General features: G+C 61.4%; 18 protein-coding genes and 1 pseudogene. 3 read left to right on the top strand and 16 right to left on the bottom strand.

Annotated elements, in window-relative coordinates; genetic code table 11:
* Positions 1 to 54 precede the first annotated feature (54 nt).
* Both phnX and BLU01_RS02605 read right to left on the bottom strand, forming a co-directional pair.
* The gene (phnX, locus tag BLU01_RS02610; protein WP_092270440.1) at positions 55 to 882 is read right to left on the bottom strand and encodes a phosphonoacetaldehyde hydrolase; all 828 of its coding nucleotides are present in this window, start codon (positions 880 to 882) and stop codon (positions 55 to 57) included.
* A 215-nt stretch (positions 883 to 1,097) separates the two neighbouring features.
* Positions 1,098 to 2,207, bottom strand: a complete 1,110-nt coding sequence (locus tag BLU01_RS02605) for a 2-aminoethylphosphonate--pyruvate transaminase (RefSeq protein ID WP_092270437.1) — start codon at positions 2,205 to 2,207, stop codon at positions 1,098 to 1,100.
* 109 nt (positions 2,208 to 2,316) lie between these two features.
* On the opposite strand from BLU01_RS02605, the gene BLU01_RS02600 reads away from it, so the two are divergent.
* Together BLU01_RS02600 and BLU01_RS27920 are read left to right on the top strand one after the other, a co-directional pair.
* Positions 2,317 to 3,180: a LysR substrate-binding domain-containing protein gene (locus BLU01_RS02600; RefSeq protein ID WP_092270434.1), complete on the top strand. Its 864-nt coding sequence runs from the start codon at positions 2,317 to 2,319 to the stop codon at positions 3,178 to 3,180.
* 142 nt (positions 3,181 to 3,322) lie between these two features.
* Positions 3,323 to 3,427, top strand: a pseudogene (locus BLU01_RS27920) (hypothetical protein); the annotation flags it as partial.
* 159 nt (positions 3,428 to 3,586) lie between these two features.
* Here the strand turns inward: BLU01_RS27920 and BLU01_RS02590 are convergent.
* On the bottom strand, positions 3,587 to 4,984 hold the full coding sequence (locus BLU01_RS02590; RefSeq protein ID WP_092270428.1) for a type VI secretion system Vgr family protein: 1,398 nt from the start codon (positions 4,982 to 4,984) through the stop codon (positions 3,587 to 3,589).
* Positions 4,985 to 5,216: 232 nt separating this feature from the next.
* On the opposite strand from BLU01_RS02590, the gene BLU01_RS02585 reads away from it, so the two are divergent.
* On the top strand, positions 5,217 to 5,924 hold the full coding sequence (locus tag BLU01_RS02585; protein ID WP_092270425.1) for a YebC/PmpR family DNA-binding transcriptional regulator: 708 nt from the start codon (positions 5,217 to 5,219) through the stop codon (positions 5,922 to 5,924).
* A 172-nt stretch (positions 5,925 to 6,096) separates the two neighbouring features.
* On the opposite strand, the gene BLU01_RS02580 is transcribed toward BLU01_RS02585, so the two are convergent.
* From BLU01_RS02580 to BLU01_RS02520, 13 genes are all read right to left on the bottom strand, one after another.
* Positions 6,097 to 6,789 (bottom strand): GNAT family N-acetyltransferase, encoded by a 693-nt coding sequence (locus BLU01_RS02580; RefSeq protein ID WP_092270422.1) that lies wholly within the window; start codon positions 6,787 to 6,789, stop codon positions 6,097 to 6,099.
* Positions 6,790 to 6,905: 116 nt separating this feature from the next.
* Entirely contained in the window at positions 6,906 to 7,697 is a 792-nt protein-coding gene (locus BLU01_RS02575; RefSeq protein ID WP_092281436.1) for a ChbG/HpnK family deacetylase, read from the bottom strand.
* Entirely contained in the window at positions 7,669 to 8,874 is a 1,206-nt protein-coding gene (locus BLU01_RS02570) for a GNAT family N-acetyltransferase (RefSeq protein WP_092270419.1), read from the bottom strand. The genes BLU01_RS02575 and BLU01_RS02570 overlap by 29 nt, the downstream gene beginning before the upstream one ends.
* A gap of 3 nt (positions 8,875 to 8,877) precedes the next feature.
* Positions 8,878 to 9,567, bottom strand: a complete 690-nt coding sequence (locus BLU01_RS02565) for a GNAT family N-acetyltransferase (protein WP_092270416.1) — start codon at positions 9,565 to 9,567, stop codon at positions 8,878 to 8,880.
* Between the two features lie 86 nt (positions 9,568 to 9,653).
* Positions 9,654 to 11,609, bottom strand: a complete 1,956-nt coding sequence (locus tag BLU01_RS02560) for a hypothetical protein (RefSeq protein WP_092270413.1) — start codon at positions 11,607 to 11,609, stop codon at positions 9,654 to 9,656.
* Positions 11,606 to 12,910 (bottom strand): lipopolysaccharide biosynthesis protein, encoded by a 1,305-nt coding sequence (locus BLU01_RS02555; RefSeq protein ID WP_092270410.1) that lies wholly within the window; start codon positions 12,908 to 12,910, stop codon positions 11,606 to 11,608. The genes BLU01_RS02560 and BLU01_RS02555 overlap by 4 nt, the downstream gene beginning before the upstream one ends.
* Positions 12,907 to 13,908: a polysaccharide deacetylase family protein gene (locus tag BLU01_RS02550; RefSeq protein ID WP_092270407.1), complete on the bottom strand. Its 1,002-nt coding sequence runs from the start codon at positions 13,906 to 13,908 to the stop codon at positions 12,907 to 12,909. Before BLU01_RS02550 ends, BLU01_RS02555 begins: the two co-directional genes overlap by 4 nt.
* Positions 13,909 to 13,920: 12 nt before the next feature.
* Positions 13,921 to 15,057 (bottom strand): glycosyltransferase, encoded by a 1,137-nt coding sequence (locus BLU01_RS02545; RefSeq protein ID WP_092270404.1) that lies wholly within the window; start codon positions 15,055 to 15,057, stop codon positions 13,921 to 13,923.
* Positions 15,050 to 16,018 carry a glycosyltransferase gene (locus BLU01_RS02540; RefSeq protein ID WP_092270401.1) on the bottom strand — a complete coding sequence of 323 codons (969 nt, stop codon included), beginning with the start codon at positions 16,016 to 16,018 and terminating at the stop codon, positions 15,050 to 15,052. The genes BLU01_RS02545 and BLU01_RS02540 overlap by 8 nt, the downstream gene beginning before the upstream one ends.
* Complete coding sequence (locus BLU01_RS02535) at positions 16,015 to 17,382, bottom strand: O-antigen ligase family protein (RefSeq protein WP_092270398.1); 1,368 nt, start codon at positions 17,380 to 17,382, stop codon at positions 16,015 to 16,017. Before BLU01_RS02535 ends, BLU01_RS02540 begins: the two co-directional genes overlap by 4 nt.
* Positions 17,379 to 18,473 carry a glycosyltransferase family 4 protein gene (locus BLU01_RS02530; protein ID WP_092281434.1) on the bottom strand — a complete coding sequence of 365 codons (1,095 nt, stop codon included), beginning with the start codon at positions 18,471 to 18,473 and terminating at the stop codon, positions 17,379 to 17,381. Before BLU01_RS02530 ends, BLU01_RS02535 begins: the two co-directional genes overlap by 4 nt.
* Positions 18,470 to 20,062: a GumC family protein gene (locus tag BLU01_RS02525; RefSeq protein WP_092270395.1), complete on the bottom strand. Its 1,593-nt coding sequence runs from the start codon at positions 20,060 to 20,062 to the stop codon at positions 18,470 to 18,472. Before BLU01_RS02525 ends, BLU01_RS02530 begins: the two co-directional genes overlap by 4 nt.
* Before the next feature lie 17 nt (positions 20,063 to 20,079).
* Positions 20,080 to 21,105 carry a polysaccharide biosynthesis/export family protein gene (locus tag BLU01_RS02520; RefSeq protein ID WP_092270393.1) on the bottom strand — a complete coding sequence of 342 codons (1,026 nt, stop codon included), beginning with the start codon at positions 21,103 to 21,105 and terminating at the stop codon, positions 20,080 to 20,082.
* Positions 21,106 to 21,127: the final 22 nt, after the last annotated feature.

Below are 21,127 nucleotides of genomic sequence, written 5' to 3'. Positions count from 1 at the left end.
AGTTGCTATAAAAAAATGCCGCGACATCATCCGATGTCGCGGCATTTTAGGTTGTCAGAAACTTTGTGGCATTTCACCATTGGCCAAACGCTTATTGATATCCGCGATGACTTCCGGCAAGTCGGTAATGGTGTCGATCATGTAATGCGGGCGCGAACTTTCGAACAACGCGTGAATCCGTTTGCGTTCGCTGGCCAGTTCTTCACTGCCGAGCGCTTTATAACCGTTGTAGTCCAGCCCCAGCGCGTTGCCGGAGCAGATCAACGCCACGGTCCACATGCCGGCGCGGCGACCCTCAAGAATGCCCGGCACGGTGTCATCGATTTTCACGCAGGCGCCGACGTCGTCGATTCCCAGCGCGATCACGTTGGCCAATGCCTGCGCTGGCCATGGGCGACCGTTTGGCACTTCGTCGGTGGCGACTACGTGGTCGGCGACGTAGCCGTTGGTGGCGGCCAGTTCGACGACTTTGTCCATGACCTGTTTCGGATAACCGGAGCACGAACCGATCTTGATCCCTTGTTCGCGCAGCGCGGCGATGGTTTCCAGAGCGCCGGGGATCAGTGCCGAGTGCTCGGCGATTTTCTCGATCTGCAACGGCATGAACCGTTGATAAATCGCGGTGACGTCATCGTCGGTCGGCGTGCGTCCGAAAGCCATGCGATAACGCTCGGCGACTTGCGGCTGATCGCACAGCGTGCGGATGTGGTCCCACTTGCCCATGCCCATCGGTCCACGGGCTTCTTCGATGGAAACCTGCACGTCAAATTCGGCGAACGCCTCGACAAAAATCTGCGTCGGCGCGAACGAACCGAAATCGACCACGGTGCCAGCCCAATCGAGAATGGCCGCCTGGAGTTTGCTTGGGTTGTTGTAATTCATGTGATGTGATCCTTTTAAATGAGCAAATTCGAGAATGTGCAACGCTGATTTTCTGTAGCAGCTGCCAAGCCCCGGCGAGGCTGCGTCCGGCGGCGAAGCCGTCGTTTACTGGCCACGCAGTCCACCTGAAACACCGAGGTGGATGGTTTTACGACAGCTGCGCTGCCGGACGCAGCCTCGCCGGGGCTCGGCAGCTGCTTCAGGGCCGTAAGTGGTCAGATGTCGAGGACTTCCATTTCGCGCAGCACTTGGGCAATCGCTGCCACGGCCGCATGCATCTCCGCCTCGTTGACGTGGCCGATGCAGCCGACGCGGAAGGTTTCGACCTGGGTCAATTTGCCCGGATAGAGGATGTAACCCTTGGCTTTGACCCGTTCGTAAAACTCCTTGAATTGGTAGCGCGGATCTTTCGGTGCATGGAACGTAACGATGATCGGTGCCTGGATCGCGGCAGGCAGAAAACTGCGCAAACCGAGTTTGGCCATGTCATCAAGCAACACCTGGCAATTGTTCGCGTAGCGCTGATGACGCGCGGGCAAACCGCCTTCTTCGTTGTATTGCAGCAGCGCTTCGTGCAGCGCGGCGACGACGTGGGTCGGCGGGGTGAAGCGCCACTGGCCGGTCTTGGCCATATAGCTGTGCTGGTCGAACAAGTCCATCGCCAGCGAGTGCGAATTGCCCGCGGCTTGCGCCAGCGACTCTTTGCGAGCGAAGACAAAACCCATGCCCGGCACACCTTCCAGGCACTTGCCAGAGGCGGCGATCAGCGCGTCGAACGGCACCTGTTGCGCGTCAATCGGCAGCGCGCCGAACGAGCTCATCGCATCAATGATCAGGCTTTTGCCATGCTGCGCGATGACGGCGGCAATCTCCGGCAAAGGGTTGAGGATGCCGGTGCTGGTTTCGCAATGGATCAGCGCGATGTGGCTGATGCTCGGATCGGCGCGCAACAGGCGATCGACATCGGCAGCGGTGGTCGGCTCGTCTTCGGCGGTTTCGAAGGTGCTGAACGGGCGGCCGAGCACTTCGCAAATCTTCGCCAGGCGTTTGCCGTAGGCGCCGTTGATCAGCACCAGGACTTTGCCGTCGCGCGGCACCAGAGTGCCGATTGCCGCTTCAACGGCGAAGGTGCCGCTGCCCTGCAGAGGCACGCAATGGTGGCTGTGCGCGCCGTTGATGATGGTCAGCAATTGTTCGCAGAGGCTGGCGGTCAGTTGATTGAAGCGGTCATCCCATGAACCCCAGTCGACCATCATCGCCTGGCGGGTGCGGGCCGAAGTGGTCAGTGGGCCGGGGGTGAGCAGGATGGGTTCGGCAATACTCATTCTCGTGTCCTCGCAATCGATGGGATGAAGCTACGGGGCTTAAATTGCAATTTGCCGTTGCATCAATCAAATTGTTTGTTGTTATGCCAACCATCAGCGAGGGTTATTCATGAACCTGTTCCAGCTCCGCGCGTTCGATGCGGTGGCCCGCGAGGGCAGCTTTACCCGGGCGGCTGCGCGGTTGTTCATTAGCCAACCGGCGGTCACTGGGCACATCAAAGCGCTGGAGGAGCATTACCAGATCACCTTGTTGCGGCGCACCGCGCGCCGGGTCGAATTGACCGAGGAGGGCACCAAACTCGCGGCGATCACCCGCGCGATGTTTGGTTTGGCCGAAGAGGCGCAAGTGCTGCTCGAGGCCAACCGGCAGTTGCTCACCGGGCGCCTGGAAGTTGCGGCGGACGGCCCGCACATGGTCATGCCGATGCTCGCCAGTTTGCGCGCGCGGTATCCGGGAATAACGGTGAACCTGCGCCTGGGCAACGCGCAGGAAACCTTGGGCGCGTTGTTGTCCGAACACGCGGATGTCGCGGTGCTGACCGAGGTCGAACCGCGCAAAGGCTTGCATCTGCAAGCGCTGAGCGAATCACGGATTTGCGCGTTGGTGCCGGCCGCGCACCCGTGGGCGCATCGGGTCAAGGATGTGCCGCTGAAGGAACTGGATCAGGTAATCATGGTGCTGCGCGAGCCGAGTTCGATTACGCGGCGCACGTTTGATCAGGCGTGCGCTCAGGCCCGGGTCAGTCCGCGGGTGTTGCTGGAACTGGACAGTCGTGAGGCGGTGACCGAGGCCGTTGCTGCGGAACTGGGGGTTGGCGTGGTGTCGTCGGTGGAAGTCAGCCATGACCCGCGGGTGGTGGCGGTGCCGATTGTCGGCGATGGGCTGGTCAACCGGCACATGATCGGGTGCATGCAGCGGCGGCGGGATTTGCGATTGATTCAGGCGTTTTTTGATTTGGCTCCGGCCAGCTAGACCGAGGCGCGACCCTCGCGGGCAAGCCATGCTCCCACAGGGATTTATGCCAGACACACATTTGGTGCACGACACAAAACCTGTGGGAGCGAGGCTTGCCCGCGATGGGGCCAGACCTGCCTACACCAAACTCTCGCGCACCATCCGCCGCAAGGAACGCGCCGAGGATCACGGACGCCGGCCAAGGCATCTCGACGTGCGCCTGGCGAAGTTCGCGGCAGCGGCGGGCAAGGCTGACAAGGGCTGAGCAACTCTGTAGATCAGACACATAACCCTGTGGCGAGGGGGCTTGCCCCCGTTCGGTCGCGCAGCAACCGTCGCTTTTCCAGGCTCGCTGCGCCGTCCAACGGGGGCAAGCCCCCTCGCCACAAGGGCGGACCTTGCCGCGACCTTCGGCACTCAGTTCTCAAGGGTTATCCGGACAATTGACCAACCAATCCAGCAGCAGCCGCGTATCGCCACGCGGTGTTGCTGCCGGCGGTTTTCGGCGTTTCTGCGGATTAACCTCTGCGCAGACAATCGGCCGATCCGGGTCGCTGTCGAGAAAACTCACGTACACCTCGCTGCCGGCCAGCGGCATGCCGGCCGCGCCCAGCGCCACCGGCAACCATATTCCCTGCGAAAGCTGCGCCGCCGATTCCGGCCACAGGCTGACCTCAATTCGTCCCAATTCATCCAGCGTCGGCGCTTGCCCCGGCACGCCCATCACGCGCCCCGGTTGATAGCCGGGGATAATCGGCCGCGGTTGTTTCAACGCTGGCCTGAACACACTTGACCAGACAATCGCGCTGAACTCATTGCAATAACCTGCCGGCCGCGAGGCACTGTCCCGCGCCAGAATCGACGACTGCCGACCTTGATGGCGAACCTCGGTGAGCAGCCATTGATCATTGAAACTCGCCAGCGGATGTTGTTCGACCTGCACGACACGGCCGCTGAGCAGCGCGGTCTGATCGCTTTTGCCATGCATTTGCCGATGCTGGCAGCGCAACTGCTGCAATGTTCGGCGGCTGCGTTGTTCGCTGTGCATTTGCCCGGCGCCGGGATGCCCGATCAGTCTGGGTTTTTCGCTCGGCGGATGATTGGCCGCGTCAGCGCTGAGCACCTGCATGCCCCGATCATTGGCGCCAGGCAGCGGTGGAATCGGCGGCGAATCCAGGCGCTGGAACATTTCGCGGATTGCAACAAATGACGGTTCATCAAAAGCGTCGCCATGAAACGGCGTGATCACCGGCGCTTGAGGAAAACTCGAACTGTCATCGGCGAACACCACGACATGCCCGGCGATGCTGTGTTCGAAGTGATAGTGAATGCCTTCCTCCTCGCAGAGCCGTTGCAGCAACGCCAGGTCACTTTCCTCGTACTGAATGCAAAACGGCCGCACGGGGTAGTGCCCGGTATTCAGTTCGAGGCGATAGCTGTCCTCGGGCAGGGCGTGTTCCGAGAGCAATTGGCGAACAATCGCTGGCACGTCGAGCTGCTGAAATACCCGTCGCTTGCGTGGTTGCTCGAGCCGTTGCAGGTTCGGCACTAGGACCTGTCGGTAACCGATGCGCTGCGCGCCGCGCTGCTCGCGACTGGCGCTGTGCACCACGCCATGAAAACCCTGGCCATCGCCCAGGCTCAAATAGGCCGGTTGCTGCAACACACGGTCGAGGTTCATCGCCGGGGCGAGGCCGATCACTTCGATGTCGAAGCGGTAAGGCTGGTTGAGGGCTTCGTGGCCGCTGAACTGCAACACTTGCCAACTCAAATCATCCTCGACCAGCGTCAGGGTGAAGGGACTTTCCTTGTCGTTGTGCATCGAGTGCGCTTCTGCCATGGATTACGGGGCGCAGAGGGTACGTAACCGCGCGCAGGAATAGACCCTGCAAAGCGACTTTTCAGATTTGCCCTACAAGCACTGTTGAATAAGTCGACGCGGCTTGGCTAAACAGCATGGAATTTTTGGTCGATTGCCGACTTTAGGCCGTATAAACTTGCCGCCATGCGTCGGCCAATAGATGTCTCGGCGCCACAGATCAAGAGAGTGAGTAATGGGCGCACAGTGGAAGGTTAAACACAAAGAAGCGGCATCCAATGCCAAAGGCAAGATCTTCGGCAAATTGGTGAAAGAAATCACCATTGCTGCGCGTAACGGCGCCGATGTCACCACCAACGCCCACTTGCGTCTGGTTGTTGAGCAGGCCAAGAAGGCTTCGATGCCGAAAGAAACCCTCGACCGCGCGATCAAGAAAGGCGCGGGCCTGTTGGGCGAAACCGTGCAATACCATCGCGTGACCTATGAAGGCTTCGCCCCGCATCAGGTGCCGCTGATCGTGGAATGCGTGACCGACAACATCAACCGCACCGTCGCGGAAATCCGCGTCGCGTTCCGCAAGGGCCAATTGGGTGCTTCCGGTTCGGTCGCCTGGGATTTCAACCATGTCGGCATGATCGAGGCGTCCCCGGACAGCCCTGACGCCGATCCGGAAATGGCCGCCATCGAGGCCGGCGCACAGGATTTCGAGCCGGGCGAAGAAGAGGGCACGACCCTGTTCCTGACCGAGCCTGCGGACCTTGATGCCGTGCAGAAAGCCTTGCCAGAGCAGGGTTTTACCGTGTTGGCGGCGAAGTTGGGCTACCAGCCGAAAAACCCGGTCAGCGGTTTGAGCGATGAGCAAATGGCTGAAGTCGAAGCCTTCCTCGAAGGCCTCGATAACCACGATGACGTGCAGGACATGTTCGTCGGTTTGGCGGGTTAATCTGCTTTCGCAGTGAGACTGCTATCGCGAGCAAGCTCGCTCCCACAGGTGATTTGTTGCGCACACGTAATCAGTGACCAATACAAATCCCCTGTGGGAGCGAGCTTGCTCGCGATGGCGCCAAGCGCCATCCCCCCCTCTCAAGCATTTACCTACCCTTAATTACCACCCCTTAAACAGCCGCCGATACCACCACTGGCCGGCCCGGTTTGCGCAGTGGGTCGAGGCGCGAGCCTTGGTAGCGGGTTTCGCGGAAGAAGCGCCAGCGCCCGCCGAAAAAGCCGTAGACGTGGGTCACCCGACCTTGTTCTTGATAGCCCATGCGGATGTGCAATTTCAGCGCTGGAATGTTGTGGGTTTCGCACACGTCCACCACTTTGTTGCAACCTTGCGCCGCCATCGTTTCCCACAACGCAATCTGCACGTCCACCGACAGGCTGGTGCCGAAGTAGGTGCGGATCATTTCGCCGCCGAATTCGAAGAACTCGCCCGGTTTCACCGGAAACCAGCAACCGTAATAGTGGCGGTCGTGGTAGTTGCGGGTGCTGGCCCAAATGAAGCCGACCGCATCGTCCTGCTCGTCGAGGTACATGTGCCCGGTGTGGCCCTCGGCGGCGAGTTCCGCCATGGTCCCGACGCGGTCGCCAAAATGCTTGGCGAACGCCGTCGCGTTTTCCGGTGTGATGTCGACCTTGCGCAAACCGGAATAGGGCCGCAGTTTGTGCGGCGGCACCGGGCTGACCAGGTCACGTTCCATCCACAACAGCTCCCAATGGAAGAACACATAGCGCTTCCAGAATGCCTTGAAGAGGTTGCCCAAGCCCTTTTGCCTGATGCGTTCGCGAAGCTTTTCGATGACGTTCATGGAGCCCTCCGTGGCCGAAGCCAGGGTGTGGTGTGGTGGTTCTTTTTATGGGTATAGATCAAGGCTGTCGGTTCATATCAAAACGCCAGCTTTGAATATGTTGCAACTTATGTTGCTCATTCCAGTACTGCAGTCCGGGTGGCCAGGTCCCGATGAAACACGCCGTACGACACCCGCTCGATACCCGCAAGGCGCCGCTCTAGCACCTGCGTCAACGACTCCCCGGGGTTCAAATAGGCGTCACCAAAATCGGCGCCCAACTGGTTCGGATGAGCGACGATTTCCAGCAGGCCGTCAGTCGGCATCGGCTGATTTCGCAGGTCCACGGGCGTGCATACATAGTCCGCCGAGGCACCGGCCAAACTGTGCAAACGACGATTGAGCAAACCCTTGAATACCCGCTTCGGCAAACTCAGGTTTTGCCCCAGATTTCGCGCCAGGCGCACCGCCACCCCTTGACTCGCGGCGAACCGCGCGACGATCTCGCCAATCGGCCAGATGTTGTGCACGTGCTGGTGCGAATCGATGTGGCTGGGGCGCATGTCGCGGTCGACGCAGCGCTGCCATTGAGCTTGCAGTTCCTCCAACACCGCCGCGCGGTCCTCGCGACTGAGCCAGAAGCTGTGGCGCCGCAGGTTCAGATCAAACCCGCCCTGGCTGTCGCAAAACGTTGGGCGCGCGCGAATGCTCTGGCTCAACGGCCGGCCATACGTCAGGTTGAAATGCAGGCCGATGCGTCCCTTGAGCAGCGGGTGCTGGGCCATCTGGCACGCAGCTTCGAATGCCGGCATGTTGGCCATGGCTGTCGCCGAACTGATGACCCCGGCCTGAAACGCGCCGAGAATCACCGCGTTTTCGCACGGGCTGAGGCCGAAATCGTCAGCGTTGACTATGACTTGCTGAGGCATGCTCGCCCTCCATTGGTTTCTCGATAATCGCCGCAGGCTTGGCCACCGCAGGTGTGGTCACCACAGCGGCTGCCGCACGTTTCGCCCGCCATTTGTGCAAGGTCGGTTTCAGCTGCTGCCAGACGCGCAACGCCAGCCCCAACACGAGGCCGCTCGGGCGCCAGGAATAGAAACTCCAGCGCCAGTGTTCGAGTTGCCCGGTCATGCGCTCGTGGAGTTGATGACTGGAGTTTTCCAGGCTGACGCGCGAGGCATCGATCCAGCGCCAATTGTCGTCCAGGCCCCAGCGAATCCACTCTTCGAGCAAGACCCGGCCGCTGCCCAGATCAGCGTATTGCGGCAGGAACGCGAGGTTGTAGTCGTACAGCCGACCCTGCTCGAGCAAACCGAGGCGATAGCTGATGCAGCGGCCGTCGAGTTCCAGCACCACCACACGCACCAGACCTTGGGCGGCGAGGGCGGTGAAGGCGCGATTCATCCATTGGCGATGGCGGTCGTCGGCGAAAATGCCCACGCCCTCATCTCCTTTCCAACTCACCGCTTCGACTTCGCTGATGGCCTGCAACAGCGGGCCCATGGTCAAAGCGTCCGGGGTGATGCGCCGCACTTCAGCGCCGCACGCAGCGATACGCTTGCGCGCGCGGCGCAGTTTGTAGCGCGGATCGCCGGACACTTCCTGGCGATCCGCTTCACTGATCAGGTGCACCGGCACCTTGCAACTCAGGCGCCGTTCTCCGGTGGAGCTGTGCGCCATCCACACCGTCAGGGCACTTTCTTCGCCGGTCGGTTCGGACAGCTCGTTAAGTTGCAGCAATGCGTAGGGCAAGCGGCGACGGATCACGATCAGCGCTTTGCGGATGCTCTCGGCATCGAGGCAGGCGAGCAGCGCCAGACGATCAGTCAGCGGGTAGCCGAGGTGATGCACCACCCGAAACGACAGACCGCCGAAGCGTTCGCGGGTGGTCACCAACGGCAGGCACAGCGCCAATTCATCGCCCTGCCAGCCGAGCAGCACGTGCAATTGCTCGCCGGGGTTGAGGACCTTTTCGGCGGCGCCCAGCCAGGCCAGGGTGTTGAACGGCGTGTGGTCGGTCACACGCAGACGCAACGCCTCGTAAGCCGCTGCCGGAAAGTCCGCGGCGCACAGCGAAGTGCGCCATTCGAATCGCGCCGCCATCGGTCAGGCCGCCGACGCGGTGACAGCGGCGGACGCCGGTTTGCGCAAGGCATCCAGGCGCGAACCGCTATAGGTCGTTTCCCGGTAGAAGCGCCAGCGGCCAAACAATGTATAGACGTTCATGATTCGACCTTGCTCCTTGTAGCCCATGCGAATGTGCAATTTGAGGGCGGGAATGTTCTGGTACTCGCAGACGTCGACGACTTTGTTGCAGCCCTGAGCGGCCATGGCTTGCCACAGATTCAGTTGCAGATCGACCGACAGCGTCGTGCCCCAATAGGCGCGAATCTGCTCGCCGCCGAACTCGAAAAACTCGCCGGGGCGCACCGGGAACCAGCAACCGTAATAATGGCGGTCGTGGTAATTGACCTTGCTGCCCCAGATGAAGGCGACCGCTTCGCCCTGTTCATTGAGGTACATGTGCCCGGTGTGACCCTCGGCGGCCAGTTCGGCCATGGTGCCGACGCGGTCGCCGAAGTGTTTGCTGAAGGCCAGCGTGTTGTGCGGCGTAATCGTCTCCAGGCGCAGCGGCGCGTAGGGTCGCAGCTTGTGCGGCGGCACTGGGGTCACCAGATCGCGCTCCATCCATAGCAGCTCCTGGTGGGCAAAAAAGAAGTGCTTCCAGATCTTGGCAAGGGTGGCGCGCAGGCCTTTTTGTTTGATGTGCTCGCTGAGTTTGCGAAAAATACCCATGTGCTGAACTCCTGACGGGATGGTCCGTGGGTGGAGTAATGCGTCGCGCGGCGCAAGACCGGCGCGGCAATTCAATCGACAACTACTCATTGGGCGCTCCAGCTCAGCGCGAACAGGGTTTCACCCGGCAAATCGAAACTGAGGCGACCGTTATCACAGCTGAACGGTGCGTCGCGGCTGCGGTTATCGGCGCCGAAATAGCGCAGCGAACCGTTGGCCAACGGGCACTTCGCCCCGGCCAGGCTGACCCGCTGCAGACGCTTGGCTTTGTTGACGCCGAGCACGCTGCGTTGCAGTTCGCTGGCCATCGCCAACGCATCGACTTCAAACGCGCTGTTCTCCAGGCGCATCACGCTGTGCAACCAATGTTCCTGAATAAACTGCTGCGCCCAGCCGACCGGTTTCATCACGAACTGGTTGTCATTGATGACTTTGAACATGCCCTTGGGGTAGTTCGGCTCGTCGGCGGCCTGGAAAAAATTGAGCATTTCCAGCAAGCCGTCCTGCGATGAATTGATCACCACCGACGCCCACCACAGCGAGGCGTAATGGGTTTCCTGATCGTAAGGGCTGAGGCTGGAGCCGCTGGACATGTTGGTCTGATCGAGCAGCAACGCCTTGCGCGGCCGGCCCTTGGCGTCGAGCCCGACGAGGTCGGCGGCGCGGCGCACGCTGTCGCGGTAGACCCGGGTGGCGAGCAAATCGCGAATCATCCATTCGTGCCACGCCAGCGCATCGACCTGATCGGCGGATTCGGCGAGCAGGCGTTTCGCCCAGTCGATGCCACGCTTGTCCGCCGCGTTGTCGGCGAACGGCCCGTTGACCAGCCGCGAGGTGGCCGGCATGGCGATGCGCACGCCAGCCTTGGCGTTGGCCGGGTTGCTTCGCACTTGTTTGGCCATGCTGTTGAAGATGCTTTGGTAGCTGGCGTAGTCCGGGTAATTGAGGTTCGGCTCGTCGGCGAAACCGATGTAATGCGTGCCTTTGCCGCCGAGCGCGCGGGTGGCGGCGAGCCAGGCGTCGAGGCCGGCATTGCTCATGGTGTCGGCGCGCAAATCGGCCTGGCGTTGGCTGCCGGCGAGCAACGTGATGTCGTGGGTTATGCCAAAACGCTGCTGATAGAGCTGGCGAAATTTGTTCTCGTATTTCGGTTGTTTCTGAGTGACGTCGACAAAGCTGTAGTAGCTCGCCGAGCGTGCCTTGAGCGCATCGAGCACGGCAAAACTCGACGGCGGCGGCATCACGTAGGGCAGGGCGACACCCAGGTTCGGCGTCGGCCCGAGCAGCTCGTTGTGCAAGGTCAATTGGGTCTGGCCAGCGTCCTCGCGCAGCGGCTTGAGTTGCTGCGGATTTTGCGCGAACAGATTAGCCGTGCCGTCGAGCCAGAACGCCGCTTTGCCGCTGCCGCGTAACCGCAGGCGCCAGACTTGTTCGGTCACAGCCACCGGCAGTTCAACCTCATCGAATTGCCAATAAGCGCGATACGGTTTGAGCGGCAGCAGCAATTGCAGTTTGTCGCTCAGCCGTTGCGCTTGCAGGGTGCTGACGCCGCCATGGAACTTGCCGGCAAGCACCGCGCGTTCTCCCGGCGCGACTTTGAAATACAACTCGGTGCCGTCATGGGTTTCGGCGCTGAAATGCACCTTGGCCGGGGCGAATAGCGCGACTGTGCTGTCGTCGTGTTCGACCTTGTAGTGGCGGAAGCTGTAGCCGGGAATTTCCAGTCGATAACTCGCCGCGCCGGGCAGCAACGGCCAGCTCTGCTTGCCGCGCGATTCGGTCGCGGCGATCAGGCGTTCGCCCTGCAGTTTGCCTTGGCCGTCAATCAGATAAATCCGTTCTTCATTGGCGTCGGCCTGCCACGCCGGCGCCCAGCGTACGGTCACCGTGTCAGGGCGATTGGCTTGCAGGTACAGACTGCCGTCACGAATCTCGCCCCAATGCATCGGCGCCGCGTGAGAGCCCAGCGCCCAGCCGAGCAGCAGCCCGAGCGTCAGCCCGCGCGCCAGTCTGCGCGGCAACCGTCGGGCGACGGATTTCATGCCGATTTCCGTTGCAGCATCAGCAGCATCGGCGTGATGTCGCTGGGCAGAATAATCAGGGTTTGCCAGACCGGCACGCCGCTCAAGCGGCAATACAGCACCAGCATCGCCACAGTCACCGCCAGGTAGGCGACGGATGAAGCAGCAGCGGCGCCGACGATGCCGTAAGTCGGGATCAACAGCAGGTTCAGCGCGAGGTTGAGCACCGCACCCAGGCCCATCATCAGCGAGATCGTGCCGGGACGATTTTTGCCCAGCAGGTCGAGGCGCAGGATGCTCGCGTAGCACAAGCCGAACAGCCCCGGCAGCAGCGCCAGCAACGCCGGATACGCCGGTTGATAGGCGGCGCCGAACAACGTGACGATCAGCCATTCGCCAATCACCGCCATGCTCAGGCACGCGCCGAGCATCACCGTCGCGGTCAGGCGCAGCGCCAGTGGCGTGACTTTTTCGATCCCGGCCTCTTGCTGCAACAGGCGTTTCATCAGTGGCGTGGTCACCGCTTCCGGGACGATCAGCAGCAGTTCGGCGGCGGCGCTGGCCATCGCGTAATGCCCCAGCGCGGTGCTGCCGAGCAGGGCGCCGATGAACAGGTAATCGGAACGCAGGATCACTTGTTGGAACAACAAGTCGGGATGGCTGCGCGCGCTGTAGCGCAGCAGTTCATTTTGACTGGCGCGGTCCCATTGCAGCGTCACCGGTTGACTGCGTTTGAGCCAGATCCAACCCGCCAGCACCACCAGACTGATGCCGGCCAGCCAACTGATCACCGCCGCTTCGAGCGCCGCTTCTTTCCACATCCAGAACAGGGCGAGAAACAGCAGCAGCGGCGCCAGCGATTCGATCAGGCGCAAGACGTTGAACGCAACCACGCCGCCGGAAGCATTGTGCAGTGTGAGCAAACCACTTTTGAGCACAGTCAACGGCACCGCCAGCAACAACAGCCAGGCGAGCAAACCGAGCTGCGTGGTGATGTCCAGTTCGCTGCCGAATTCACGGGTCAACGCCACCACCAGCAATGTCAGCAACAGCGCCAGCAGGCAACCGAACACCAATACTTGGCTCAGCAGCAAACCCATCGGCCGTTGCTTGGCGGCTTGATAACCGACCGCCGAATTCAAGCCACCGCTGGTGGCGGCGCTGATCAGGTCGGGCAGGGTGCTGAGCAGGGCAAACAGACCGCGCTCGCTTGGCCCGAGGATCCGCGCGAGCAAAACGTTGCGCAGCAAGCGCAGGCCGATCATTGCCAGTTTGGTGCCCATGCTCAGGGCCAGGTGTTTGAGGTAATGGCTGCGGCTCATGGCCGTGCTCCGCGATAAATGCGCCACGAGAGCAATTCCGGGTTACGCGCGGTGCGTTGGCTGACGCCGAAACGCGGCAAGGCCAAGGGGTCGCTGGCGCCGCGATAAATACCGGTGCCGGTGCCGAGGGCGAACGGAAAATCATGCCCGGCGACGTGCTGGCGCACCCGCGCGTCGTGGTCGCCGTTGGGGTAGCAGTAGACCGGCAACGGCCGATTGCAGCCGAGCAACAACGCCTCGCGGCTGCGGCTGAGTTCTTCGTCGAGGCGCCGATCACTGAGGCCGGTGAGGATCGCGTGACTGGCGCCATGCGGGCCGAAACGCACCAGCCCCGAAGCTTCCAGCGCGCGCACTTGTTGCCAGTCGAGCGCCTGGGGCATCGACTCGTCTGGGCATTCGTAGGTCAGCCGGTTCAAGTCGTCGGGCGACAGGCTTTTCAGACTTTGCAGGTAGTGCAGCAACGTCAGGCTGCGGCGCTCGACGTCGAGGTCATCAAGCAACACCGGCAGCGCTCGACCGACCTGCAGCAGGCTTTCGATCAGATGATGGCGGGCGATTTCGCCATAACTGCCCCACAGGGTTTCGCCGATGCTTTCCCACCAGAAACGCTGGCGGCTGCCAATGAAATCGGTGGAGAGAAAAATGCTCGCCGGCACCTGGTATTTCTGCAGCAGCGGGAAGGCATTGATGTCGTTATCGCGCCAGCCATCGTCGAAGGTCAGGGTGACTTTCGGCCGCTCCGAACGCTGGGTGCCGGGTTGCAGAATGTCCATCAGCGGCACGCAGTCGAAGTGTTTTTTCAGCCACGCCAACAAGTGCTCGAAGGCCTTCGGGCCGACGCACAATTCATTGCGATGCGGCAGGTCGGCGGCGCGGTCGCTGGCCAGCACCCGGTGCAGCATCAGGATCACCCCGGCGCCGTGCAGCTGATTGCGCCCCACCGGTGAGTTGAGGTACAGCCAGCCACTGGTGCGTTTTAATAATTGTTTGATCGCCATGGCGCGCGCCTCTCAACGATTTTGCTCGGGGTTCCACTGGCTGTACCGCTGGCCACGCAGAAACTGCCACAGACCGATGCTCATCCCGGCGAGAGTCACCAGGAGGAACGCGGCGAGGCGAAAGGGTTTCGGTAAACGGTGTTGTGAATCGAGCAGACCGGCGATGGCCACCGCGTAACCGAGCAGTTGCGCCACCAGGCAGAATTGATAAAAACCGTGGTCATCCCACAGCCACAGGTTGCTCAGGAGCAACGGCAGCAAGAGGATCGGCGCCAGACGCCGGATCAGTTTGTGGCTGATCAACGCAATCGAATACAAGCCGTGCTTCAGCGGATTCAGCAGTTCGCGGCGCTGCGCCAGGCTTTGCAGGCCACCGACGGTGACGCGCTGGCGGCGGCGAAATTGCTTGTCGGCTTCGTCGACGCCGTGGTCGATGACTTGCGCCTCGGGCACATAGACGATGCGTTTGAACGCCACGGGCGCGCAGGTACTGATGAAGAAATCGTCGTTGACCTCGGCCGGTACGTTTTCGAACAATTCGCGGCGCAACGCGAGCAGCGCACCGTCAGCGGACACCATGCAACCGGTGCGATTTTCCACGCGGCGCAACCAGCCTTCGTAATGCCGATACAGGCTGTCGCCGACGCTCAAGCCACCGCCGGTCACCGGGATCACCATGTGCCCGGCGCAGGCGCCGACTTTCGGGTCAGTCAGCGGCGCGAGCAAATGCCCGAGGGTGTCGCGCGACCATTGGTTGTCGGCGTCGGTGAACACCAGAATGTCGCCGCTGCTCAAGGCTACGCCGGCATTCAGGGTCGCGGCTTTGCCCTGGCGCGGCAGGTCGAGCACACGAATGCGCGGGTCAACGACTTTATGCGCGCAGGCCACGGTGTCATCGGTGGAGCCGTCGCTGACCAGAATGATTTCCAGCGTCGCCGGTTGATAATCCTGGGCGAGCAGGGTGCGCAACTTGTGCTCGATGTGCCGCGCTTCGTTGTGCGCGGCGATCACGATGCTGATGTTCAGCGGCGGCGCAGCGTCGTGACGGCGCGCGGCGAACAACGGCGCGAGCAGCGTCAGCAGCAGCGGATAACCGAGGTAGGCGTAGACCGGCAAGAGCAGGCACGTCCAGAAAATGAATTCAGCCACGGGCAGGCCTCCTGGCATTCCAACGACACAGACTGAGGACAAACGCGGCGCCGGCCAGGTGCAGGCGCACCCAATGCAGGCCCCACAGTTGCAAGGTCAACAGCACATCGCGATGTTTGATGCTTTGGCGCAGGCTGAGCGCCAGACTCGGCAGCACGGTGATGGTGACCATCACGGCAGCGTGGTGCGGGAAGCCATCAAGCAACGCCGAGATCGCCAGAAAATCCAGCAGCCAGACCAGCAGCGACAACATCGGAAAGCGCAGCAGCCGCACGCTGTAGCCGTGGGTGCGGAGCAATTGCAGATGACTGCCCTGGCGCCACATCTCCTTGCCCATCCATTCGCGCCACGTGGCTTCATATCCCCAATGCAGCGCGACGCTTTGATTGACCGAGAGCAACCGTGCACCGGCGGCGCGCACGCGCATGGTGAAATCCTTGTCTTCTCCGGTGCGCAGGTTTTCATCAAAACCGCCGACCTGATCGAACCAGCTGCGGCGCATCAGCAGATTGGAGGTTGGCAGCCATTGCGCCGCGTAGAGTTTCTGCGTGGTCGGGCGCAAGGTGCGCCGTTGCCAGGCATCGGCATACCACGGCGCCTGGGCCGGGGCGTGCAGGTCGAGACCGAAGACATCGGCCTGCGCGGCGGATTCGAGATTGAACAACAGGCTCAGCCAGTCTTCGGGCATTTCCACGTCGGCGTCGATAAACGCCAGCCAATCGCCGGTTGCAACGGCGGTGCCGCGATTGCGCAATGCGCCGATCAGCACACCCGGTTGCACCAACACCTGCGCGCCGAACTGCCGGGCAATCTGCGGGCCGTGATCGTCGGAGCCGTTATCGACCACGATCAACTCGCACTCGACACCGGCCGCCACCGCAGCTTTTCGCGCGGCGAGCAGGGTGCGGCCAATGTGCCGGGCTTCGTTGTACATCGGGATAACAATGCTGATCCGATTCATGCCTTGGCCCCCGTCAGTGGTGCTTGCTCGGCTTTGAGGCGCAACACGCTGGTCAGCGCGAGCATGATCCACACGTACTTCTGGTTGGGCGCGCTGAGAAACATCAGAAACAACGCCAGCGACAGGAAACTCATGCCCAGGTGCGTCATCAGGTCAGCCTGGTTGCCGTTGTTGCGCAGCATCCACGCGCGCCGGGCGCGGATCATGTTGTAGACGCCGAGGGCGAGCATGCCGACGAACAACAGGCCGGCAGGAATCCCCAGTTCGCTGAAGATTTCCAGGTAGGTGTTGTGCGCGCGGCGATAGAGGTCGCCGACCTTGCGGTTGGCGGAAAACGCCTTGGCATAACCGGTGGTTGCGTAGTGCAGCGGGAAGGTGCCGGGGCCGGTGCCGAGCAGCGGGTTTTCGCTGATCATCTGGCCGCCGACGACGATATAAGAGGCGCGACGGCCGAGGGATTCGTCCTGGCTTTTGGCACCAGCGCTCAAGATGCTCAGCGACTGGATGCGTTCGACGTAACCGGCCGGCATCGCGTAAATCGCCAGCGGAATCACAATCACCAGCCCGAGCATGGCAAAACCCAGATGCCGAGGGCGGATGCGCGTTAGCTCGCTGCGGTAGTGCCAGACGCCAATCATCAGGCTGAGGAACAACACCACCAGCCCGGAACGCGATTCGGTTTTGGTCATGCCGCCCAGCAGCAGCACGAAGCACGCGCCCCAGAACAACCGGTGCCACAGGTTCGGGCTGCGGATCACCAGCAGCAAAGCGAGCGGCACGGCGAAGGCGATCAGCATGGCGAAGGCGTTCGGGTCTTCGAGCAGGCCGGCGGCGCGGCCCTGATCCTGATACTTGCTGGAGAACATCGCCAAGGCGCACGTCGCCGTGACGCTGAGGGTCGCCAGGCGGGCGAACAGGTCGAGGTTCAGTTCGCGGCCGATCAGCAGCGTGATCACGAACAACACCAGGCCGACGCTGAGTTCACGCAGATGCCCCAGCGACATGCCCATGTCATCGGTGTTCAGCGTGCTGAGCAGGTACAAAACCATGAACCAGATCAGGAAACGCCAGATGTTGCTGCGCAGGCGTTCCGAGGGAATCTGGTGCAGCGCCAGTTGCAGCATCAGGATCAGCGCCAGCGAGGCGCCGATGAACTTGGTCCCGGAGAGCGCGTTGTCCTTGAAGAAACCTTCAAAGGGCACCAGCGCAATAATCCCCAACAAACCCCAGGCCGGTTTGCGGTACAGCACCGCGAAGCCGACCAGGCCGAGGACCGCGCCGGGGGCGAGGAATGGATAAGGGCTGGCCAGCAGAGCAAGGCAGACCAGGCCGAAAAGACTGATGATCGAGAGTGGAAAGATCATGCGCGTGCTTCCCGTGCAGTACGGATATAAAGCTGCGACCAGCGTTCGGCGAGGGCCTTGAGGTCATAGCGATCCAGTTGTGTACGTTTTGCGTTGTCACTCAATTCACGGGCCAGTGCCGGTTCGCTCAGCAAGGTGCCGATCTGCCGGGCGAGGGCGGCGCTGTCGGTCGGCGTGGCGAGCAAGCCGTTGTGCCGTTCTTCGAGCACATCGGGAATTCCGCCGACACCAAACGCGACCACGGGCACGCCGGCCTGCATCGCTTCGAGCAAAATCATCGGCGTGCCTTCGGTGCGCGAGCTGATCACCAGCGCATCGAGGCGGCGCCACCACAAGCCCATGTCCGTCTGATAGCCGGGCAGGGTGATGCGGTTTTGCAAACCGGCGGCGTTGATCCTTTCCAGCAAACTCTCGCGTTCCGGGCCGTCGCCGAGCATCACGGCGTCCAGTTGCGGGTGTTGCTGACACAGCGGAATCAGCGCGTCGAGAAACAGGTCGGGGCCTTTTTCACTGCTCAGGCGCCCGACGTAACCGGCGATCCAGCGCTGGCGGTTGATGCTCTGCGGCAACACCCCGTTGGCCGCCGGCAAGCCGTTGGGAATCACCTGCAATTTCTCCGCCCGCACACTGGCCTGACGGCACAGCGTGGCGATGCTTTCAGCGACGCAGACCACCCGGTTCACCGAGGCAGTGCGGCACAGTTGCAGGCTCAGCCAGGTGTAGAACTTCTGCTTGCGACTGCGCGGCGTGAAGCCGTGCTGGGTAATCACCAGCGGCAGACGCAACAGCGTCGCGCCGACCCAGCCAAACAACAGGCCTTTGAAATTGTGCGTATTGATCAGCGGCTGTTCCGCCCGGCGCTGACGCAAATGCGTCAGCAGCGCCCCCAACCCCGCGACGCCCTGGCAATCCACCCCGGCATCGCGGAACCGTGCAATCAGGGCTGGCGGCGCATCGAGAAACAGCACTTGGTGCTGCCCCGGCGTCGCCAGGCAGTGGTCCAGCAACATCCGCTCAGCCCCATAGAAGCCGCCGCTGCTGAGCAAATGAATGATCGGCAGGGCGCTGGTCGGGTTGAGCGGCGCGTTCAATTGCGCACCCAATGCACGAAGCGTGGCACGCTCCAGCTCTTGTGCGGGTTGGTCGGCAGCAGGTGTTGATCGTTGATCACCAGCAGCACCGGCAAGCCCAGTTCGTGGCTGATTTGCGCTGGGTGCTTGAAGCGATGATCAAAGAACTCACGCACGTAGACCAAGGCAATCGCCAGCAACAGACCGGTGAGCAAACCGAACGGAATGATCAGGAACGGCTTGGGAAACGCCGGCGCCGTCGGTTCGAACGGCGGGCTGAGCACCCGGGCGTTGGACAGGTCGTTGTTCAGCGAACTGGTCGCGGTGCTTTCGGCAAAACGCTGGGCGTAGGTGCCGAACGCCGCGTGCAGGGCGTTGATCTCGGTGTCCATCTGACGCAGTTTGCTTTGGGTTTCCTGCAACTGGTGGATGCGATTCTTGAACTCGGCGATGCGCGCGGTTTTCTGGTCGATCACCGAACTGACAATCGCCAGGTCGTTGGTGCGTTCCTGAATCCGGTTGCTCACCACTTTCAAGAACTGCTGACGGGTGCGGGCAATCTGCTCGCGGGTCAGCAGCATCGGTTCGCTGCTTGGCTGGAAAATCGCCAGGTCGTTCATGTAGCGACTGACTTGCGAGGTCAGCGCTTCGCCCATCTGCTTGATCTCGCGATCTTCGAACGCCACGTTGTCGACGGTGGTGGTGAAGGTGTACGGGAAGGTGTAGTCGTTGAGTTTCGAGGCACTCGCGGCGGCCAGGCTGGTTTTCAGGTATTCGAGCCAGCGTTGGCTTTGCAGGCGACGGTCCTGGTACAGGTTGAGCGCTTGTTCTTCGGTGTTGATCGCGTTGAGGCGGAAGGTGATTTCCTCTTTCGGATCAGACGAACCGATGGCTTCGAGCAGCGCCAGGCGATTGCCTTCCAGACCATCGAGGCGCACTTCGTATTGCTGCTTTTTGGTTTCATAGAAACTTTGCGGCAATTCGATCGACTGCAACTGCTGACGGCTGACCAGGTAGTTTTGCAGCAGCGCCGCAACGAACTGCGTGCCCTGATGCGGATCGCCGAAGCTGTAGATGATCGAAATCACGTTGGAGCCCGGCAGGGTCTCGATTTTCAGCTTGGCGATGGCTTCTTCAGTCAGCGCGTCCAGCGTGGTGTCGCGCACTGGATCGGTTTCCATGCCGAGCGCGGCTTTCGCCGGGTTGATCACATACTCGCGCAGCGGCGTGGTGACATAACGCGTCCACGGCTCGGACACCAGTTTGTTGAACGCACCGGGGCTGGGCGTGTACTCGCCTTTTTCCCGCAGTTCGCTGATGGTCTGACGAATCAGCGCCGGCGAACGCAGGATGTTGCTCTCGGTTTCCATGTCGGCCAGTGACGGCGGAATGAAACTGGCGTTTTCCTGGGTCAGCGAGGTGGTCGCGTCGCCCTGGGAGAGTTTTTTCGACTGGACGATGACTTGCGCGGTGATGTCGAAGCTTTGCTTGAGCACCATTGGCAAGATCAGCGCGACGACTGCAAAGATCAGGAAGACTCGTTTCACCAATTGCTTGTTGGCGAAGAAGATCCTGAAGAACTCGTGCAGGTAGTTTTCCTTTGGATTCATGTCAGATCCCCCAAGCGTTAGTTGCTGTCGCTGTCTTTGTTGTCGACGCGGTAGCCGAAGCTGAAACCCACACCCTGGAACAACACGACGTCTGCCAGTTGCCGCGCGAGCTCACCGGCGCTGGCCAGTTTGGTCTTCGGCACATAGAGCATGTCGTCCGGTTGCAGGTAGGCGAATTGCGAAGCGTCACCCGACAGGGCTTTCTCCACGTCGTAGCGCCGGGCCTGAACCTGATTGCCGTTGCGGCGCATGATCACCACCGAATCGAGGCGTGCCTTGATGTTGGTGCCACGGGCCAGGGTCAACGCTTCGAGCACTGAAACCGGCCGGCGAATCGGGTAGGAACCCGGTTGCGCGACTTCGCCCAATACGTAGATTTCGTTGCCTGCCGTGGATTTGAGCAGCACGTCGACGGTCATCCGTCCTGGCAGTTGCGCGTAGCGTTTGTTGAGGAAGGTCTCCAGTTGATTGACGGTCATGCCTTGCAGCGGCACGGCGCCGATTTCCGGGAAACTCGCGTAGCCGTCGGTGCCCACGGTGATCTCCCGGCTCATGCCGGTAGCAGGGTGGTTGAGCGCACTTTTCAGGTTCGCTTCGTTGCTCAGCGGGCTGATGATTTGCACCGTCAGCTGATTGCGGTTGGGCTGGAACAGTTGTTTGCGTTGGTAGACGCGCTGAATTTCGGTGCGCGCTTCCTCGGAGGTCAGCCCGGCGATTTTCACCGAAGTATTGGCCCCCGGCAGTTCGATGGTGCCATCGGGCAGCACCAGTTGATTGCCGTTGAGCTGGCTGGCAGCGGTGAAGTTCAGGCCGATCTGGTCACCGGACTGCACGCGGTAAGCGTCCGAGCCGCTGGTGCTGATGTGGAAGATCACGTCCAGCACATCTTGCGGACGCAAGGTCTGTTCGACGCGGGGCATGTCGGTGGCCTGCGCATTGGCCGGCGATGCGGTGAGGATATTCACCGGCATGTTCTGGGTGTCGGAATTGCTGGAGCAACCTGCAAGCGGCAGCAACAGCAGAAGCAGCATTTTGGCGTTCATGGCGTCATCCTTTTCTGCTGGC

The sequence above is a fragment of the Pseudomonas prosekii genome, from assembly GCF_900105155.1.
Lineage (GTDB): Bacteria > Pseudomonadota > Gammaproteobacteria > Pseudomonadales > Pseudomonadaceae > Aquipseudomonas > Aquipseudomonas prosekii.
The sequence above is the reverse complement of the archived record's forward strand: the minus strand, read 5'-3'. Positions and strand labels throughout refer to the sequence as shown.

Coding starts and splice junctions, on each gene's coding strand:
- BLU01_RS02540 (WP_092270401.1), bottom strand. CDS start 16,018: ATGAATCGGATCAGCATTGTTATCCCGATGTACAACGAAGCCCGGCAC.
- BLU01_RS02535 (WP_092270398.1), bottom strand. CDS start 17,382: ATGATCTTTCCACTCTCGATCATCAGTCTTTTCGGCCTGGTCTGCCTT.
- phnX (WP_092270440.1), bottom strand. CDS start 882: ATGAATTACAACAACCCAAGCAAACTCCAGGCGGCCATTCTCGATTGG.
- BLU01_RS02585 (WP_092270425.1), top strand. CDS start 5,217: ATGGGCGCACAGTGGAAGGTTAAACACAAAGAAGCGGCATCCAATGCC.
- BLU01_RS02565 (WP_092270416.1), bottom strand. CDS start 9,567: ATGGGTATTTTTCGCAAACTCAGCGAGCACATCAAACAAAAAGGCCTG.
- BLU01_RS02570 (WP_092270419.1), bottom strand. CDS start 8,874: ATGGCGGCGCGATTCGAATGGCGCACTTCGCTGTGCGCCGCGGACTTT.
- BLU01_RS02580 (WP_092270422.1), bottom strand. CDS start 6,789: ATGAACGTCATCGAAAAGCTTCGCGAACGCATCAGGCAAAAGGGCTTG.
- BLU01_RS02525 (WP_092270395.1), bottom strand. CDS start 20,062: ATGAATCCAAAGGAAAACTACCTGCACGAGTTCTTCAGGATCTTCTTC.
- BLU01_RS02575 (WP_092281436.1), bottom strand. CDS start 7,697: ATGCCTCAGCAAGTCATAGTCAACGCTGACGATTTCGGCCTCAGCCCG.
- BLU01_RS02520 (WP_092270393.1), bottom strand. CDS start 21,105: ATGAACGCCAAAATGCTGCTTCTGCTGTTGCTGCCGCTTGCAGGTTGC.
- BLU01_RS02550 (WP_092270407.1), bottom strand. CDS start 13,908: ATGGCGATCAAACAATTATTAAAACGCACCAGTGGCTGGCTGTACCTC.
- BLU01_RS02560 (WP_092270413.1), bottom strand. CDS start 11,609: ATGAAATCCGTCGCCCGACGGTTGCCGCGCAGACTGGCGCGCGGGCTG.
- BLU01_RS02600 (WP_092270434.1), top strand. CDS start 2,317: ATGAACCTGTTCCAGCTCCGCGCGTTCGATGCGGTGGCCCGCGAGGGC.
- BLU01_RS02590 (WP_092270428.1), bottom strand. CDS start 4,984: ATGCACAACGACAAGGAAAGTCCCTTCACCCTGACGCTGGTCGAGGAT.
- BLU01_RS02605 (WP_092270437.1), bottom strand. CDS start 2,207: ATGAGTATTGCCGAACCCATCCTGCTCACCCCCGGCCCACTGACCACT.
- BLU01_RS02555 (WP_092270410.1), bottom strand. CDS start 12,910: ATGAGCCGCAGCCATTACCTCAAACACCTGGCCCTGAGCATGGGCACC.